This window comes from Streptomyces sp. CNH189 (genome assembly GCF_000527195.1).
The window spans coordinates 208122-225652 of record NZ_AZUS01000010.1 but is presented as its reverse complement, the minus strand read 5'-3'; the positions used below and the strand labels follow the sequence as shown (position 1 = coordinate 225652).

The window sequence follows — 17531 nt, the reverse complement described above, 5'->3', positions numbered from 1 at the left end:
ATGGGGTCGTGGCCGTACCTGGCCATGAGCAGGACATCGCCCAGGGACCGCCAGGAAGCCCGACACGGCACGGGCCCGTGGTGGCGTACTCGTCTGGTCGAGCAGGTGAGCCGCGTCCCAGCGTGCGGGATTCCGGGGACCGCTGCGGGCGGCTGCCTCACAATGGGGGCATGCCGATATCCGGGACCCCCAGCCGCGCCGAACTCGTCGAACACCTGGTCGCCACCCGCATCGCGGGCGAGGTCGCCACCCCGCGCGAGAACAACCTCTCCCACTACCGGAAGCTGGCGAACGGCGACCGTCACTACTGGCTCGGACTGGAGCTCGGCGAGCGCTGGACCGACGAGCAGGACGTGCTCGCGGTGATGGCCGAGCGGGTCGGCGTCAACGACGACCCGGAGTACCGGTACGGGCAGGACACCATCGATCCGGAGCTGACCGTCGACGGGCTGGAGCGGCTGGCCGGGCGGCTGCGCAAGGCGGCGGAGGGCCGGCAGCGGGTGCTGCTGGCCACCGGTCACCCGGGCGGTCTGCTGGACGTGCACCGGGCGACGGCCGCCGCGCTGCGGGCGGCGGGCTGCGAGATCGTGGTGATCCCGGACGGGCTGACCACCGAAGAGGGCTACGTGATGCAGTTCGCGGACATCGCGGTGCTGGAGCACGGCGCGACGCTGTGGCACACCCACTCGGGCTCACCCATGAAGACGATCCTGACCGCGCTGGAGCGGGAGGGCCGCCCGCTCCCGGACCTCGTCGTCGCCGACCACGGCTGGGCGGGCGCCGCCGGCCAGTACGGCGTGGACTCCGTCGGGTACGCCGACTGCAACGACCCGGCGCTGTTCCTCGCCGAGGCCGAGGGCACCGTGCAGGTGACGGTCCCGCTCGACGACCACGTGACCAGCCCCCGCCACTACGACCCGATGACGGCCTACCTGCTGGCGGAGGCGGGGCTGGCCTGAGCCCCGGCCGCCGGGCGGCCGTCCACCACCCGGTCGAAGTACGGCCAGCCGTCCACCTCGACATCCCGGACGGCCGGCCGCCGGTCCAGGGCGGGCGCCGCCTCGTCCAGCAGCCGCCGGGCCGTCCCGGGCTCGTGCAGGTTGAGCCAGTCGCGGTCGGGGAGCCGTACCACCGTCCCGGCCTCGAAGTACGTCGTGTTGGACACGATCCGCAGTGGTCCGGGCGCGAACTCCAGGGTCAGCCTGCGTCCGGTCCCGGCGCGGTATCCCTCGGTGAAGAAGGACAGCGACAGCCGGCAGTCCTCGTAGGCGGGCAGCACCCGCTGACGGACGGTCCAGTGCCAGGCCGTGCCGTCCACGACGAGAGTGCGCAGTCTGCGGTGCTGTTGCTTTCCCACCGGGGCAGCGTAGGCCGCCGCTCCGGTGGGGTCACCGGGATTTCCGCCGCCGGGGCCGGTCAGTCCTCGCGCGGGACGCGGACCACGCCCTCCTGGATGACCGAGACCGCCAGCCTGCCGTCCTGGGTGTAGATGCGGCCCTGGCCGAGCCCCCGGCCGCCGTGGGCCGACGGGGACTGCTGGTCGTACAGCAGCCACTCGTCCGCGCGGAACGGGCGGTGGAACCACATCGCGTGGTCCAGGGACGCGCCGACCACGTCGCCGACGGCCCAGCCGCCGCGCCCGTGGGCGAGCAGGATCGAGTCCAGCAGCGTCATGTCGGAGACGTACGTGGCCAGGACGACGTGCAGCAGGGGGTCGTCGCCCTCGACCTTGCCGTTGGTGCGGAACCACACCTGCGAGTGCGGGTCGCGCGGTGCGCCGAAGCGGCCGTAGGGCGGGTCGTCGACGTAGCGCATGTCGACGGCCGCGCGGGCGCCGAGGTAGCGGTGCACGACCTCCGACGACAGGTGCGGGTAGCTCCGCAGCCGCTCCTCGGAGGTGGGCAGCGTCTCCGGGTCCGGGGACGGCGGCATCGGCTCCTGGTGGTCCAGCCCCTCCTCGTGCGTCTGGAAGGACGCGGAGAGGTGGAAGATCGGCTTGCCGTGCTGGACCGCCACGACCCGCCGGGTGGTGAAGGAGCGGCCGTCGCGGATCCGGTCGACGGTGTAGACGATCGGCGCGCCCGGGTCGCCGATGCGCAGGAAGTACGCGTGCAGCGAGTGCGGGGGCCGGTCGGCCGCCACCGTGCGCCCCGCGGCGACCAGCGCCTGCGCCGCCACCTGGCCGCCGAAGACGCGGGGGACGGCGGAGGCACGGGACCGGCCGCGGAAGATGTTCTCCTCGATCTGCTCGAGGTCGAGCAGATCGAGGAGCTCCTGAAGTGCCTGACTCATGGAATCAGTTGTATACGGCAGGGATTTCCGGGACCTTACAGGCCCATGTCCTTGGCGATGATCGACTTCATGATCTCGCTGGTGCCGCCGTAGATGCGGTTGACCCGGTTGTCCGCGTACAGGCGGGCGATCGGGTACTCGTTCATGTAGCCGTAGCCGCCGTGCAGCTGGAGGCAGCGGTCGATGACGCGGTGCGCGACCTCGGTGCAGAACAGCTTGGCGCTGGCGGCCTCGGCGGGGGTGAGTTCGCCGGCGTCCAGGGCCTCGGTGGCGCGGTCGGCGACGGCCTCGGCGGCGTCCACCTCGGCCTGGCAGGCGGCCAGCTCGAACTTGGTGTTCTGGAAGTGGGCGACCGGCTTGCCGAAGACGGTGCGCTCCTGCACGTACTGCTTGGCGAACCGGACGGCTGCCTTGGCCTGGGCGTAGGCGCCGAAGGCGATGCCCCAGCGCTCGGAGGCCAGGTTGTGGCCGAGGTAGGAGAACCCCTTGTTCTCCTCACCGAGGAGGTCCTCGACGGGGACCTTGACGTCGACGAACGCCAGCTCGGCGGTGTCGGAGGTCTTCAGGCCGAGCTTGTCGAGCTTGCGGCCGACCGAGTAGCCCTCGGACTTGGTGTCGACGGCGAACAGGGAGATGCCGTGCCGGCGGTCCTCGGCGGTGGGGGCCGCGGTGCGGGCGCAGACGATCACCTTGTCGGCGTGCACACCGCCGGTGATGAAGGTCTTGGCGCCGTTGAGGACGTAGTGGGTGCCGTCCTCGCTCAGCTTGGCGGTGGTCTTCATGCCCGCGAGGTCGGAGCCGGTGCCCGGCTCGGTCATCGCGATGGCCCACATCTCCTCGCCGGTGACGAACTTCGGCAGGAAGCGCTTCTTCTGCTCGTCCGTGGCCAGCATCTTGAGGTAGGGCAGGGCGAGCAGCACGTGCACGCCGGAGCCGCCGAACTGGACGCCCGCGCGGGCGGTCTCCTCGTAGAGGACGGCCTCGAACTTGTGGGTGTCCATGCCCGCGCCGCCGAACTCCTCCGGCACGCTGATGCCGAAGATCCCCAGCTCACCGAGCTTGTAGTAGAAGTCGCGGGGCGCCTGGCCCGCCGCGAACCACTCGTCGTAGACGGGGACGACCTCGGCCTCGATGAAGGCGCGGATGGTCTCCCGGAACGCCTCGTGATCCTCGTTGAAAACCGTACGGCGCACTGTCCGCCACCCCAATCCCTGCGCCTGAACCGGCGCCGCTCTCGCGTACCTGGTTGCTCGCCGTCGGGGTACCTCAATGGGTGACTGCGACCCGCCTGGCTAAGCGCTTGCTCAGAACAAGGTACCGGCGAGTATCCACAGGCGTCCAGAGCGGGGCCCCCGTAACGCTCGTCACTCCGGGGCCTTGAAGGCGACCCCGTCGCGGCTCAGGCGGCCGCCGCCGCGAACGCCCCCCGGGCCATGCGGTGCAGCAGCTCCGCCGTGCCGGCGCGGTCCGGCAGGGAGCCCGGGCGGGTCAGGTGCGGGGTGGAGTTGAGGAGGCCGAAGACCGAGTGGACCGCCGAGCGGGCGGTGGGCTCGGCGAGGTCCGGGTAGAGGCGGCGCACCACGCCCACCCACAGCTCGACGTACTGCCGCTGGAGCTGGCGCACCAGCTTGCGGTCGGCGTCCCGGAGGCGGTCCAGCTCACGGTCGTGCAGGGTGATGAGCGGGCGGTCGTCGAGCGCGAAGTCGATGTGCCCCTCGATCAGCGAGTCGAGGACCGCCTCGGGAGCCACCCCGCCCGCCCCGTCCGCCTCGTCGAGTCGCCGCTTCGCGCCGGTCAGCAGCGAGTCGCTGATCCCCACCAGCAGCTCCGCGAGCATGGCGTCCTTGCCCGCGAAGTGCCGGTAGAGCCCGGGACCGCTGATCCCGACGGCGGCGCCTATCTCGTCGACGCCGACCCCGTGGAAGCCGCGCTCGGCGAAGAGCCGGGCGGCCTCCTTGAGGATCTGCTCGCGGCGGGTGGGGGCGTCGGTTCTGGTGGCCATGAAGACGATTCTAGACAGGGAGGTTAGCGGTCGTTAACCTGAAGGAAATGCGTTAACGCTCATTAACAAGGTGAGGGGACCCGCAGGATGCACGAGGCACCGGAGCTTCACAGCGCGGCCGACCCCGCGTCGGAGGCCTTTCGGGCCAACGAGGAGGCGCACCGCGCCCTCGTCGGGGAGCTGCGCGGCAAGCTGGCCGCGGCGGCGCTCGGCGGCGGCGAGCGGGCGCGCGCCCGTCACACCGCGCGCGGGAAGCTGCTCCCGCGCGACCGGGTGGACACCCTTCTCGACCCCGGCTCGCCCTTCCTGGAGCTGGCCCCGCTGGCGGCGGACGGGCTGTACGACGGGCAGGCGCCGGCGGCCGGGGTGATCGCCGGGATCGGCCGGGTCGCGGGCCGCGAGTGCGTGGTCGTCGCCAACGACGCCACCGTCAAGGGCGGCACGTACTACCCGATGACCGTGAAGAAGCACCTGCGCGCGCAGGAGGTGGCCCTGGACAACCGGCTGCCCTGCGTCTACCTGGTGGACTCGGGCGGCGCCTTCCTGCCGATGCAGGACGAGGTCTTCCCGGACCGGGACCACTTCGGCCGCATCTTCTACAACCAGGCCCGGATGTCCGGCGCCGGCATCCCGCAGATCGCGGCGGTGCTCGGCTCCTGCACGGCGGGCGGCGCGTATGTGCCGGCGATGAGCGACGAGGCGGTGATCGTGCGCGGCCAGGGCACGATCTTCCTCGGCGGCCCGCCCCTGGTGAAGGCGGCCACCGGAGAGGTGGTCACGGCGGAGGAGCTGGGCGGCGGCGAGGTCCACTCGCGGGTGTCCGGGGTGACCGACCACCTCGCCGAGGACGACGCGCACGCGCTGAGGATCGTGCGCCAGATCGTCTCCACGCTCCCCGCGCGCGGGGAGCTGCCCTGGCAGGTGCGGCCGGTCGTCGAGCCCAAGGTGGACCCGGCCGGGCTGTACGGCGCGGTGCCGGTGGACTCCCGCACCCCCTACGACGTCCGCGAGGTCATCGCCCGGATCACCGACGGCTCCCGGTTCGCCGAGTTCAAGGCGGAGTTCGGGCAGACCCTGGTCACCGGCTTCGCGCACATCCACGGCCACCCGGTGGGGATCGTCGCCAACAACGGCATCCTGTTCTCCGAGTCCGCCCAGAAGGGCGCCCACTTCATCGAGCTGTGCGACCAGCGCGGCATCCCGCTGCTGTTCCTGCAGAACATCTCGGGCTTCATGGTCGGCAAGGACTACGAGGCGGGCGGCATCGCCAAGCACGGCGCCAAGATGGTCACGGCCGTCGCCTGCACCCGCGTGCCGAAGCTGACCGTCGTGGTCGGCGGCTCCTACGGCGCGGGCAACTACTCGATGTGCGGGCGGGCGTACTCGCCCCGCTTCCTGTGGATGTGGCCGAACGCCAAGATCTCGGTGATGGGCGGCGAGCAGGCCGCCTCGGTCCTCGCCACGGTCAAGCGGGACCAGTTGGAGGCGCGCGGCGAGGAGTGGCCCGCGGCGGACGAGGACGCCTTCAAGGCCCCGATCCGCGCCCAGTACGAGCAGCAGGGGAACGCCTACTACGCGACGGCCCGGCTGTGGGACGACGGCGTGATCGACCCGATGGAGACCCGGCAGGTGCTGGGACTGGCCCTGACCGCGTGCGCCAACGCGCCCCTGGGTGACCCCCAGTTCGGCGTCTTCCGGATGTGAGGGGACCCCTGACGATGACTGATCAGATGTTCGACACGGTACTGGTGGCCAACCGGGGTGAGATCGCCGTCCGTGTCGTGCGCACACTGCGGTCGATGGGCGTGCGCTCGGTGGCGGTGTACTCCGACGCGGACGCCGGCGCCCGGCACGTCCGGGAGGCCGACACGGCGGTGCGGATCGGGCCGGCGCCGGCCGCGGAGAGCTACCTGTCGGTGGAGCGGCTGCTGGAGGCGGCCGCCCTCACCGGCGCGCGCGCGGTGCACCCGGGGTACGGCTTCCTCGCGGAGAACGCGGAGTTCGCGCGGGCCTGCGAGGCGGCGGGGCTCGCGTTCATCGGCCCCCCGGCGGACGCGATCGCGCTGATGGGCGACAAGATCCGCGCGAAGGAGACGGTGAAGGCGGCCGGGGTGCCGGTGGTGCCCGGCTCCAGCGGCAGCGGGCTGACGGACGCGCAGCTCGTCGACGCGGCGCGGGAGATCGGCATGCCGGTGCTGCTGAAGCCGTCGGCGGGCGGCGGCGGCAAGGGCATGCGCCTGGTGCGGGACGAGGCGGGGCTGGCGGACGAGATCGCCGCCGCCCGGCGTGAGGCCCGCGCCTCCTTCGGCGACGACACGCTGCTGGTGGAGCGGTGGATCGACCGGCCGCGGCACATCGAGATCCAGGTGCTGGCCGACGGCCACGGGAACGTGGTGCACCTGGGCGAGCGCGAGTGCTCCCTCCAGCGGCGCCACCAGAAGATCATCGAGGAGGCGCCCAGTGTGCTCCTCGACGAGAGGACGCGGGCCGCGATGGGCGAGGCGGCCGTGCAGGCGGCCCGCTCCTGCGGCTACCGGGGCGCGGGCACGGTCGAGTTCATCGTCCCGGGCAACGACCCGTCGTCGTACTACTTCATGGAGATGAACACCCGGCTCCAGGTGGAGCACCCGGTCACCGAGCTGATCACCGGGCTCGACCTGGTGGAGTGGCAGCTGCGGGCGGCGGCGGGCGAACCGCTGGCGTTCGGGCAGGACGACGTCCGCCTCACCGGGCACGCGGTCGAGGCGCGCCTGTGCGCCGAGGACCCCGCGCGGGGCTTCCTGCCCTCCGGCGGCACGGTGCTGCGGCTGCGTGAGCCGCAGGGCGACGGCGTGCGCACCGACTCCGGCCTCACCGAGGGCACGGAGGTCGGCAGCCTCTACGACCCGATGCTCTCCAAGGTCATCGCCTACGGCCCCGACCGGGCGACCGCGCTGCGCAAGCTGCGGGCCGCGCTCGCGGGGACGGTGACGCTGGGCGTGCAGACCAACGCGGGCTTCCTGCGGCGGCTGCTGGCGCATCCTGCGGTGGTGTCCGGCGAGCTGGACACCGGGCTGGTCGAGCGCGAGGTGGACACGCTGGTCACGGACGAGGTGCCGGCCGAGGTGTACGCGACGGCGGCGCTGCTCCGCCAGGCCGCCCTGGCGCCCGCCGCGGGCCCCGGCTGGCGTGACCCGTTCGACGCCGCCGACGGCTGGCGGATGGGCGGTGGCCGGGTGTGGACCGCGCACCACCTGCGGGTTGCGGGCCACGACCCGGTGACCGTGCGGGTGCGCCCCACCGCCGACGGCGGCACGGAGTTGCTGCTGCCCGGCGCGGACACCCCGCTGCGGGCGTCCGCCGGGCCGCTCGACGGGCACCGGTTCACCTGCGCCCTGGACGGTGTCGCGCACACCTTCGCCGCCCTGCCGGACGGCACCTGGCTGGGCCGGGACGGCGACGCCTGGCAGGTCCGCGACCACGACCCGGTGGCCGCGTCCCTCACCCGGGCGGGCCAGGCGGGCGCCGACTCGCTGACCGCGCCGATGCCGGGCACGGTGACGGTGGTGAAGGTCGCCGTCGGCGACGAGGTGGACGCGGGCCAGAGCCTGCTGGTGGTGGAGGCGATGAAGATGGAGCACGTCATCTCCGCCCCGCACGCCGGCACGGTCACCGAACTGGACGTGTCCCCGGGCACGGCGGTCGCCATGGATCAGGTCCTCGCGGTCATCGCGCCCGTGGAGACCGCGGAACCGGCGGAAGGGGAGACGGCGTGAACGCGAGCGAGCCGGCCCTGCCCATGGCCGTGCCGGCCGAGGGACTGCCCGCGCGGGTGCGGATCCACGAGGTGGGCGCCCGTGACGGCCTGCAGAACGAGAAGGCGACCGTCCCGACGGCCGTGAAGGCGGAGTTCGTCCGCCGACTGGCGGGCACCGGTCTGACCACGATCGAGGCGACGAGCTTCGTGCACCCCAAGTGGGTGCCGCAGCTCGCGGACGCCGAGGAGCTGTACCCGGCGGTGTCCGGCCTGCCGGTGGAGCTGCCGGTGCTGGTGCCCAACGAGCGCGGCCTGGACCGCGCGCTGGCGCTGGGCGCCCGCCGGGTGGCGGTGTTCGCCAGCGCCACGGAGTCCTTCGCCAAGGCCAACCTCAACCGCACGGTGGACGAGTCGCTGGCCCTGTTCGAGCCGGTGGTGACCCGCGCCAAGGAGCAGGGCGTCCACGTACGCGGCTACCTCTCCATGTGCTTCGGCGACCCCTGGGAGGGCGCGGTCCCGGTCCCCCAGGTGGTGCGGGTGTGCCGGGCGCTGCTCGACATGGGCTGCGACGAGCTGAGCCTCGGCGACACGATCGGGGTGGCGACCCCGGGTCATGTGACCGCCCTGATCGGCGCGCTCAGGGAGGCGGGCGTGCCCGTCCCCGCGCTGGGCGTGCACTTCCACGACACCTACGGGCAGGCCCTGTCCAACACGCTGGCCGCCCTCCAGCAGGGCGTCACCACGGTGGACGCCTCCGCCGGCGGACTGGGCGGCTGCCCCTACGCGAAGTCCGCCACCGGCAATCTCGCCACCGAGGACCTGGTGTGGATGCTGCGGGGCCTCGGCATCGACACCGGCGTCGATCTCGGCCGCCTGGTCGCCACAAGCGTCTGGATGGCCGCCCACCTGGGCCGACCCAGCCCGTCCCGCACCGTACGAGCCCTCTCCCACCAGGAGCAGTGACGACATGGACCACAAGCTCTCCCCCGAGCTCGAAGAACTCCGCCGCACGGTCGAGGAGTTCGCGCACGACGTGGTGGCGCCGAAGATCGGCGACTTCTACGAGCGGCACGAGTTCCCGTACGAGATCGTGCGGGAGATGGGCCGCATGGGCCTGTTCGGCCTGCCGTTCCCGGAGGAGTACGGCGGCATGGGCGGCGACTACTTCGCGCTCGGCGTGGCCCTGGAGGAACTCGCCCGGGTGGACTCCTCGGTGGCCATCACCCTGGAGGCGGGTGTCTCGCTGGGCGCCATGCCGCTGCACCTGTTCGGCACCGAGGAGCAGAAGCGTGAGTGGCTGCCCCGGCTGTGCTCGGGCGAGATCCTCGGCGCGTTCGGTCTGACCGAGCCGGACGGCGGCAGCGACGCGGGCGCGACCCGGACGACGGCCCGGCTGGACGAGTCGACGAACGAGTGGGTCATCAACGGCTCCAAGTGCTTCATCACCAACTCCGGCACGGACATCACCGGCCTGGTCACGGTCACCGCGGTCACCGGCCGCAAGCCCGACGGCAAGCCCCTGATCTCGGCGATCATCGTCCCGTCCGGCACTCCCGGCTTCACGGTGGCCGCCCCGTACTCGAAGGTCGGCTGGAACGCCTCGGACACCCGCGAGCTGTCGTTCCAGGACGTCCGGGTCCCGGCGGCGAACCTGCTGGGCGAAGAGGGCCGCGGCTACGCGCAGTTCCTGCGCATTCTCGACGAGGGCCGCATCGCCATCGCCGCGCTCGGCACGGGGCTCGCACAGGGCTGTGTGGACGAGTCGGTGAAGTACGCCAGGGAACGGCACGCGTTCGGGCGTCCGATCGGCTCCAACCAGGCGATCCAGTTCAAGATCGCGGACATGGAGATGAAGGCGCACACGGCGCGCCTGGCGTGGCGGGACGCGGCGAGCCGGCTGGTCGCGGGCGAGCCCTTCAAGAAGGAGGCGGCGCTGGCGAAGCTGTACTCCTCCACGGTGGCCGTGGACAACGCCCGTGACGCCACGCAGATCCACGGCGGCTACGGCTTCATGAACGAGTACCCGGTGGCCCGCATGTGGCGCGACTCGAAGATCCTGGAGATCGGCGAGGGCACCAGCGAGGTCCAGCGGATGCTCATCGCACGGGAGTTGGGCCTGACGGGCTGACCTCAGGACCGGCAGAGAGGGCCCGCGTCGACAACGACGCGGGCCGTCGCCGTGCTACCGGGTGACCTGAATCACGGTGCTCGACCGGCGTTTCCCCAGGAAGAACACCGGACGCCCTCTGGACAGATCGTTTGGTTAGGCTAACCTAACGCTGTTTGTACACCGGTCCCGTACGCACGAAAGCAGACCCTTCCATGTCGAACGCCACAACCGCCCGCTTCTCCCGTCGCGGACTGCTCGCCGCCGGTGGTGCCCTCGGGCTCGGCGCCGTCCTCACCGCCTGCGGGGACGACAAGAAGGACGGCGGCGCGGACACGAAGGGGTCCGGCGACACCAAGTCCGGCCCGTGGTCCTTCAAGGACGACCGCGGCACCACCGTGAAGCTCGACAAGGCGCCGGCGAACATCGTCGCGTTCACCGGTGTCGCCGCCGCGCTGTACGACTACGGCGTCGAGGTCAAGGGCGTCTTCGGCCCGACCACGACCAAGGACGGCAAGGCCGACGTCCAGGCCGGCGACATGGACGTCAGCAAGGTGACGGTCCTGGGCAACGTCTGGGACCAGTTCAACGTCGAGAAGTACGCGGCCCTCGCGCCCGACGTGCTCATCTCCACGATGTTCGACGACGCCGGCACCCTCTGGTACGTCCCCGAGGCGTCCAAGGACAAGATCGCCAAGCTCGCGCCCAGCGTCGGCATCTCCGTCTTCGACCGTCAGCTGACCGGCCCGCTGCAGCGGATGTGGGAGCTGGCCGAGTCGCTCGGCGCCGACATGACGGCCGCGAAGGTCACCGAGGCCAAGAAGCGCTTCGAGGCCGCCTCGGAGCGGCTGCGCAAGGCCGCCAAGGCCAAGCCCGAGATCAAGGTGCTGGTCGGCTCGGCGAGCCCGGAGCTGTTCTACGTCTCGGGCACCAACCTCTCCATCGACCTGGAGTACTTCAAGGCCCTCGGCGTGAACTTCGTGGAGCCCACCGAGGAGGCCAAGAAGCCCACCGGCGGCTGGTTCGAGAGCCTCAGCTGGGAGAACGTCGACAAGCACAAGGCCGACGTGATCCTGATGGACGACCGCAGCTCGGCCATCCAGCCCGCCGACATCACCGAGGCGACCTGGAAGCAGCTGCCCGCCGTCAAGGCCGGCCAGGTCATCGCCCGGTCCACCGAGCCGATCCTGTCCTACGACAAGTGCGTGGCGCCGGTGGAGGCGCTCGCCGAGGCCATCGAGAAGGCCAAGAAGGTCAGCTGACGCCCGCACCGTAAGGTCCAGCCGCCCCCGACTCGCAGGAGCTCCTCGTGACGACTGCCGTGGCCGCCCCGTTCCGCTTCTTCGCCCTCCAGGTCGCCGGGACGCGGCGGCTCGGCCCGTCCCTGGTCCGGGTCACCTTCACCGGGCCGGAGCTGCGCGACTTCCGCTCCGACGGACGTGACCAGTCCCTGTCGCTGTTCCTGCCCCACCCGGGACAGGACGAGCCGGTCGTGCCGCTGGAGCTGGGTGACGGCTGGTGGCAGGGCTGGCGCGAACTGCCGGACGACGTACGGGCGGTGATGCGCTCGTACACGCTGCGGGCGCGGCGTGCGGACGCCCTGGGGCACACCGTCGAGATCGACGTCGACTTCGTGCTGCACGGCGTCACCGCGGAGGCGGGCGCGTCAGCGGCGGCCGGCCCGGCCTCCCGCTGGGCCGCCCGCGCCGCCGCCGGTGACCGGGTGCTGCTGCTCGGCCCCGCGCTCGCCGACAACCGGGCGATCCGCTTCCGTCCGCCCGAGGACGCCTCAACGGTGCTGCTGTGGGCGGACGAGACCGCCCTGCCCGCGGCCGCCGCGATCCTGGACGCCCTCCCCGCAGGCACCCCCGCCCGGGTCTGGCTGGAGGTGCCGCACGCCGGGGACGTCCAGGAGCTGCCGACCGCGGCGGACGCCGAGATCACCTGGTTCGTGCGGGAGGGCGCGACCGCCGCGGAGGCCCCGCTGGCCCTGGACGCCGTCCGGCAGGCCGCCCTCCGCTCCCCCGAGCGCGCCTACGTGTGGCTCGCCGGGGAGGCCGGCCATGTGAAGCGGCTGCGGCGGCACTTCGTCGGCGAGCGTGGCATCGACCGCCGGCGGGTGACGTTCGTGGGCTACTGGCGGCGTGGCCTGACGGAGGAGCAGCTTCGCGAACAGGCGTGAGGCGTATGGGAGTTGACACCCCGTCGCGTCCCGCCGTGACGTGACGACGGTCACGACGGAAGCGGGATTACCCCCGGAGAAGTTTGGTTAGGCTAACCTAAGTTGAACCGCACCGGACCTCTCCCCGCACCGGACCGTCCCCACCGGAGGACCCCCACATGCGCTCGCACCTGCTCAACGACACCACCACGGAGCACTACCGACGCTCCGTGACCGAAGGAGTCGAGCGGGTGGCCGCCAAACTCGCCACCACCGACCGGCCGTTCACCGGCGTCACGGTCGACGACCTCGCCCCGCGCATCGTCGCGATCGACCTCGACCGGCCACTCGGCGACACCACCGCGGTGCTGGACGAACTGGAGGACGTCTACCTCCGGGACGCGGTCTACTTCCACCACCCCCGCTACCTCGCCCACCTCAACTGCCCGGTCGTCATCCCGGCCGTGCTCGGTGAGGCCGTGCTCTCCGCCGTCAACTCCTCCCTGGACACGTGGGACCAGTCGGCCGGCGGCACCCTGATCGAGCGGAAACTCATCGACTGGACGACCGCGCGCATCGGTCTCGGCCCCGCCGCCGACGGCGTGTTCACCTCCGGCGGCACCCAGTCCAACCTCCAGGCGCTGCTGCTGGCCCGGGAGGAGGCCAAGTCCCGAGACCTGGCGAAGCTGCGCGTCTTCGCCTCGGAGGTCAGCCACTTCAGCGTGCAGAAGTCCGCGAAGCTGCTGGGCCTCGGCCCCGACGCCGTGGTGGTGGTCCCCGTGGACCACGACAAGCGGATGCAGACCGTCGCCCTCGCCCGCGAGCTGGAGCACTGCGCGGAGGCCGGGCTGACCCCGATGGCGGTCGTCGCCACCGCCGGCACCACCGACTTCGGCTCCATCGACCCGCTGCCGGAGATCGCCGGACTGTGCGAGCAGTACGGCGCCTGGATGCACGTGGACGCCGCCTACGGCTGCGGACTGCTGGCCTCGCTGAAATACCGGCACCGCATCGACGGCATCGAGCGCGCCGACTCCGTCACCGTCGACTACCACAAGTCCTTCTTCCAGCCGGTCAGTTCCTCGGCCGTGCTGGTGCGCGACGCGGCCACGCTGCGGCACGCCACCTACCACGCGGAGTACCTCAACCCGCGCCGCATGGTGACCGAGCGCATCCCCAACCAGGTCGACAAGTCCCTCCAGACCACCCGCCGCTTCGACGCGCTCAAGCTGTGGATGACGCTGCGCGTGATGGGCGCCGACGGCATCGGCGAGCTCTTCGACGAGGTGTGCGACCTCGCCGCCGAGGGCTGGAAGCTGCTGGCCGCCGACCCCCGCTTCGACGTGGTCGTCGAGCCCAGCCTGTCCACCCTGGTCTTCCGCTACGTCCCGGCCTCCGTCACCGACCCCGCCGAGATCGACCGGGCCAACCTCCACGCCCGCAAAGCGCTGTTCGCGTCCGGTGACGCGGTGGTCGCGGGCACCAAGGTGGCCGGGCGCCACTACCTGAAGTTCACCCTGCTCAACCCCGAGACCACGACGGCCGACATCGCGGCCGTCCTCGACCTGATCGCCGGCCACGCCGAGCAGTACCTGGGAGAGTCCCTTGACCGCGCTTGCTGACACCACGGAACCGGCCTACGACTTCGTGGGCATCGGGCTGGGCCCGTTCAACCTGGGGCTGGCCTGTCTGACCGAGCCCATCGCCGAACTCGACGGTGTCTTCCTGGAGTCCAAGCCCGACTTCGAGTGGCACGCCGGGATGTTCCTCGACGGCGCCCATCTGCAGACGCCGTTCATGTCGGACCTGGTCACCCTCGCCGACCCGACGTCCCCCTACTCCTTCCTCAACTACCTGAAGGAGAAGGGCCGGCTGTACTCGTTCTACATCCGGGAGAACTTCTACCCGCTGCGCGTCGAGTACGACGACTACTGCCGCTGGGCCGCCGGGCAGCTCAGCTCCATCCGCTTCGGCACCACGGTCACCGAGGTGACGTGGGACGAGTCCGCCGAGGTGTACGTCGTGGCGACGTCCACCGGCACCACGTACCGGGGCCGGCACCTGGTGCTCGGCACCGGCACCGTGCCGTTCGTGCCCGAGCCGTGCCGCGGCCTGGAGGGCGGCCTCTTCCACAACGCGCGGTACATGCACCGCAAGGCAGAGCTGCGGGAGAAGAAGTCGGTCACCATCGTGGGCAGCGGGCAGTCCGCCGCCGAGATCTACTACGAGCTGCTGTCCGAGATCGACGCCCACGGCTACCAGCTCAACTGGGTCACCCGCTCCCCGCGGTTCTTCCCGCTGGAGTACACCAAGCTGACCCTGGAGATGACGTCCCCGGACTACATCGACTACTTCCGCGCGCTGCCCGAGGAGACCCGCTACCGGCTGGAGAGGCAGCAGAAGGGTCTGTTCAAGGGCATCAACTCGGAGCTGATCGACGCGATCTTCGACCTGCTCTACCAGAAGAACGTGGAGAGCGGCGGGCGCGGCGTGCCCACCCGGCTGCTCACCAACTCCTCGCTCACCTCCGCCCGGTACCAGGACGGCACGTACACGCTGGGCTTCCGCCAGGACGAGCAGGGCAAGGACTTCGAGATCACCACCGAGGGCCTGGTACTGGCCACCGGCTACCACTACGAGCGGCCCGCCTTCCTGGAGCCGGTCCGCGACCGGCTGCGCCTCGACGGCCACGGCCGCTTCGACGTCGCCCGCAACTACGCGATCGACGTCACCGGCCGCGGTGTGTTCCTGCAGAACGCGGGCGTGCACACGCACAGCATCACCAGCCCCGACCTGGGGATGGGCGCCTACCGCAACGCGTCCATCATCCGCGAGCTGCTGGGCACCGAGTACTACCCGGTCGAGAAGACCATCGCCTTCCAGGAGTTCGCCGTATGAGCACCATCGGTACGTTCACGATCCGCCCGCTCGACCCGCTGAAGGACGCGGAGCTGCTGCACCGCTGGGTGACCCACCCCAAGGCGGCGTTCTGGATGATGCAGGACGCGCATCTCCAGGACGTCGAGCGCGAGTACATGCGGATCGCCGCCCACGAACACCACCACGCCTACCTGGGCCTGCACGACGGCGAGCCGGCCTTCCTGATGGAGAAGTACGACCCCCGGTACGTCGAACTGGTCGGGCTCTACGAACCGGAGCCCGGCGACGTCGGCATGCACTTCCTGGTCGCCCCCACCGACCGCCCCGTCCACGGCTTCACCCGCGCCGTGATCACCGCCGTGATGGCGGAGCTGTTCGCCGACCCGGCCACCCGCCGGGTCGTGGTGGAGCCCGACGTCGGCAACAAGGCCGTGCACGCCCTGAACGAGGCCGTGGGCTTCGTGCCCGAGCGTGAGATCGACAAGCCGGAGAAGCGCGCGCTGCTGAGCTTCTGCACGCGCGAGCAGTTCGAGGCCGCCCGAGGAGTGTCCGTATGACCCTGTCCGACGCCGTGGCGCACCTGTCCCCCCACCGCTGGGCGCGGGCCAACCGCCTGCTGATCCGCAAGGCGCTCGCCGAGTTCGCGCACGAGCGGCTCGTCACGCCGGAGCCGGCCGGTGACGGCCGGTACGTCGTCCGCAGCGACGACGGCGAGACCCGCTACACGTTCGCCGCGAAGCTGCGCGGCCTGGACCACTGGCAGGTCGACGCCGACTCGATCACCCGGCATCGCGACGGCACCGAGCTGGAGCTCGCGGCGCTGGACTTCTTCATCGAGCTGCAGAAGTCCCTGGGGCTGAGCGACGAGATCCTGCCGGTGTACCTGGAGGAGATCTCCTCCACCCTCTCCGGCACCTGCTACAAGCTGACCAAGCCGGAGGTCACCTCGGCCGAGCTGGCCGACGCCGGTTTCCAGGCGATCGAGACCGGCATGACCGAGGGCCACCCCTGCTTCGTCGCCAACAACGGGCGGCTCGGCTTCGGCGTCCACGAGTACCGGCAGTACGCCCCCGAGACCGGGAACCCGGTGCGGCTGGTGTGGCTGGCCGCCCACCGCTCGCGGGCCGCGTTCACGGCGGGTGTGGGCATCGAGTACGAGTCGTTCGTCCGCCAGGAGCTGGGCGAGGAGACCGTCGAGGGCTTCCACGACGTCCTGCGCGCACAGGGCCTGGACCCCGCCGACTACCTGCTGATCCCCTGCCACCCCTGGCAGTGGTGGAACAAGCTGTCCGTCACCTTCGCCGCCGAGGTCGCCCGCCGGCACCTGGTCCTGCTGGGCGAGGGCGACGACGAGTACCTGGCGCAGCAGTCCATCCGTACCTTCTTCAACCGGTCGCAGCCGGAGAAGCACTACGTGAAGACGGCCCTGTCCGTCCTCAACATGGGCTTCATGCGGGGCCTGTCCGCCGCCTACATGGAGGCCACCCCGGCCATCAACGACTGGCTGGCCCGCCTGATCGACAACGACCCGGTGCTGCGGTCCACGGGACTGTCGATCATCCGGGAGCGCGCCGCCGTGGGCTACCGGCACCTGGAGTACGAGCAGGCCACCGACCGCTACTCGCCGTACCGCAAGATGCTGGCGGCGCTGTGGCGGGAGAGCCCGGTGCCGTCCCTCCAGGACGGCGAGTCGCTCGCCACCATGGCGTCCCTGGTCCACGTCGACCACGAGGGCCGGTCCTTCGCCGCCGCCCTGATCGAGCGCTCCGGACTCGCCCCGGCGGAGTGGCTGCGGCGCTATCTGCGGGCCTACTACGTCCCGCTGCTGCACAGCTTCTACGCCTACGACCTGGTGTACATGCCGCACGGCGAGAACGTCATCCTGGTGCTGGAGGACGGCGCCGTGAAGCGCGCGATCTACAAGGACATCGCCGAGGAGATCGCGGTGATGGACCCGGACGCGGTGCTGCCGCCCGAGGTCGCCCGGATCCGCGTCGAGGTCCCGGACGACACCAAGCTGCTGTCGATCTTCACGGACGTCTTCGACTGCTTCTTCCGCTTCCTCGCGGCGAACCTCGCCGAGGAGGGCGTCCTGGACGAGGACGGCTTCTGGCGGACGGTCGCGGAGGTCACCCGGGAGTACCAGGCGTCGGTGCCGGCCCTCGCCGACCGCTTCGAGCGGTACGACATGTTCGCCCCGGAGTTCGCCCTGTCCTGCCTGAACCGCCTCCAGCTGCGCAACAACAAGCAGATGGTGGACCTGGCGGACCCCTCGGGCGCCCTCCAGCTCGTCGGCACCCTGAAGAACCCCCTGGCAGCCTTCTGACCCCACCGCACGGACGAGCCCCCCGGA

At 71.3% G+C, this 17531-nt stretch carries 15 protein-coding genes; 11 read left to right on the top strand and 4 right to left on the bottom strand.

What is annotated here, in order from left to right:
• The first annotated feature begins 170 nt into the window (after positions 1-170).
• Entirely contained in the window at positions 171-959 is a 789-nt protein-coding gene (locus B100_RS0116300) for a phosphatase (RefSeq protein ID WP_024885504.1), read from the top strand.
• Here B100_RS0116300 and B100_RS0116295 read toward each other — a convergent pair.
• The 4 genes from B100_RS0116295 to B100_RS0116280 form a co-directional block, all read right to left on the bottom strand.
• Positions 929-1357: a hypothetical protein gene (locus tag B100_RS0116295; protein ID WP_037722891.1), complete on the bottom strand. Its 429-nt coding sequence runs from the start codon at positions 1355-1357 to the stop codon at positions 929-931. The genes B100_RS0116300 and B100_RS0116295 overlap by 31 nt on opposite strands.
• A gap of 59 nt (positions 1358-1416) precedes the next feature.
• The gene (tesB, locus tag B100_RS0116290; RefSeq protein ID WP_024885502.1) at positions 1417-2292 is read right to left on the bottom strand and encodes an acyl-CoA thioesterase II; all 876 of its coding nucleotides are present in this window, start codon (positions 2290-2292) and stop codon (positions 1417-1419) included.
• A gap of 35 nt (positions 2293-2327) precedes the next feature.
• The gene (locus B100_RS0116285; RefSeq protein WP_024885501.1) at positions 2328-3485 is read right to left on the bottom strand and encodes an acyl-CoA dehydrogenase family protein; all 1158 of its coding nucleotides are present in this window, start codon (positions 3483-3485) and stop codon (positions 2328-2330) included.
• A 206-nt stretch (positions 3486-3691) separates the two neighbouring features.
• Complete coding sequence (locus B100_RS0116280) at positions 3692-4294, bottom strand: SACE_7040 family transcriptional regulator (protein ID WP_024885500.1); 603 nt, start codon at positions 4292-4294, stop codon at positions 3692-3694.
• A gap of 87 nt (positions 4295-4381) precedes the next feature.
• Here B100_RS0116280 and B100_RS0116275 point away from each other — a divergent pair, with 87 nt between their 5' ends.
• The 10 genes from B100_RS0116275 (at position 4382) to B100_RS0116230 (ending at position 17504) form a co-directional block, all read left to right on the top strand.
• Positions 4382-5998: a carboxyl transferase domain-containing protein gene (locus tag B100_RS0116275; protein ID WP_024885499.1), complete on the top strand. Its 1617-nt coding sequence runs from the start codon at positions 4382-4384 to the stop codon at positions 5996-5998.
• Between the two features lie 26 nt (positions 5999-6024).
• Entirely contained in the window at positions 6025-8049 is a 2025-nt protein-coding gene (locus B100_RS0116270; RefSeq protein WP_024885498.1) for an acetyl-CoA carboxylase biotin carboxylase subunit, read from the top strand.
• Positions 8046-8993 carry a hydroxymethylglutaryl-CoA lyase gene (locus B100_RS0116265; protein ID WP_024885497.1) on the top strand — a complete coding sequence of 316 codons (948 nt, stop codon included), beginning with the start codon at positions 8046-8048 and terminating at the stop codon, positions 8991-8993. Before B100_RS0116270 ends, B100_RS0116265 begins: the two co-directional genes overlap by 4 nt.
• Positions 8994-8997: 4 nt before the next feature.
• Entirely contained in the window at positions 8998-10158 is a 1161-nt protein-coding gene (locus B100_RS0116260; RefSeq protein WP_024885496.1) for an acyl-CoA dehydrogenase family protein, read from the top strand.
• Between the two features lie 194 nt (positions 10159-10352).
• Positions 10353-11399 carry an ABC transporter substrate-binding protein gene (locus B100_RS0116255; RefSeq protein ID WP_024885495.1) on the top strand — a complete coding sequence of 349 codons (1047 nt, stop codon included), beginning with the start codon at positions 10353-10355 and terminating at the stop codon, positions 11397-11399.
• 47 nt (positions 11400-11446) lie between these two features.
• The gene (locus tag B100_RS0116250) at positions 11447-12319 is read left to right on the top strand and encodes a siderophore-interacting protein (RefSeq protein ID WP_024885494.1); all 873 of its coding nucleotides are present in this window, start codon (positions 11447-11449) and stop codon (positions 12317-12319) included.
• Between the two features lie 158 nt (positions 12320-12477).
• Positions 12478-13920, top strand: coding sequence for a lysine decarboxylase DesA (gene desA, locus B100_RS0116245; RefSeq protein ID WP_024885493.1), 1443 nt, complete (start codon positions 12478-12480; stop codon positions 13918-13920).
• Positions 13904-15196, top strand: coding sequence for a lysine N(6)-hydroxylase/L-ornithine N(5)-oxygenase family protein (locus B100_RS0116240; protein WP_024885492.1), 1293 nt, complete (start codon positions 13904-13906; stop codon positions 15194-15196). The genes desA and B100_RS0116240 overlap by 17 nt, the downstream gene beginning before the upstream one ends.
• Positions 15193-15735: a GNAT family N-acetyltransferase gene (locus B100_RS0116235; RefSeq protein WP_024885491.1), complete on the top strand. Its 543-nt coding sequence runs from the start codon at positions 15193-15195 to the stop codon at positions 15733-15735. Before B100_RS0116240 ends, B100_RS0116235 begins: the two co-directional genes overlap by 4 nt.
• The gene (locus B100_RS0116230) at positions 15732-17504 is read left to right on the top strand and encodes an IucA/IucC family protein (RefSeq protein ID WP_024885490.1); all 1773 of its coding nucleotides are present in this window, start codon (positions 15732-15734) and stop codon (positions 17502-17504) included. Before B100_RS0116235 ends, B100_RS0116230 begins: the two co-directional genes overlap by 4 nt.
• The last annotated feature ends 27 nt before the right edge of the window (positions 17505-17531 follow it).

What these genes read in the sequence shown, in the direction of transcription:
- B100_RS0116300 (WP_024885504.1), top strand. Translation starts at nt 171, where the DNA reads ATGCCGATATCCGGGACCCCCAGCCGCGCCGAACTCGTCGAACACCTG.
- tesB (WP_024885502.1), bottom strand. Translation starts at nt 2,292, where the DNA reads ATGAGTCAGGCACTTCAGGAGCTCCTCGATCTGCTCGACCTCGAGCAG.
- B100_RS0116280 (WP_024885500.1), bottom strand. Translation starts at nt 4,294, where the DNA reads ATGGCCACCAGAACCGACGCCCCCACCCGCCGCGAGCAGATCCTCAAG.
- B100_RS0116275 (WP_024885499.1), top strand. Translation starts at nt 4,382, where the DNA reads ATGCACGAGGCACCGGAGCTTCACAGCGCGGCCGACCCCGCGTCGGAG.
- B100_RS0116270 (WP_024885498.1), top strand. Translation starts at nt 6,025, where the DNA reads ATGTTCGACACGGTACTGGTGGCCAACCGGGGTGAGATCGCCGTCCGT.
- B100_RS0116260 (WP_024885496.1), top strand. Translation starts at nt 8,998, where the DNA reads ATGGACCACAAGCTCTCCCCCGAGCTCGAAGAACTCCGCCGCACGGTC.
- B100_RS0116255 (WP_024885495.1), top strand. Translation starts at nt 10,353, where the DNA reads ATGTCGAACGCCACAACCGCCCGCTTCTCCCGTCGCGGACTGCTCGCC.
- desA (WP_024885493.1), top strand. Translation starts at nt 12,478, where the DNA reads ATGCGCTCGCACCTGCTCAACGACACCACCACGGAGCACTACCGACGC.
- B100_RS0116235 (WP_024885491.1), top strand. Translation starts at nt 15,193, where the DNA reads ATGAGCACCATCGGTACGTTCACGATCCGCCCGCTCGACCCGCTGAAG.
- B100_RS0116230 (WP_024885490.1), top strand. Translation starts at nt 15,732, where the DNA reads ATGACCCTGTCCGACGCCGTGGCGCACCTGTCCCCCCACCGCTGGGCG.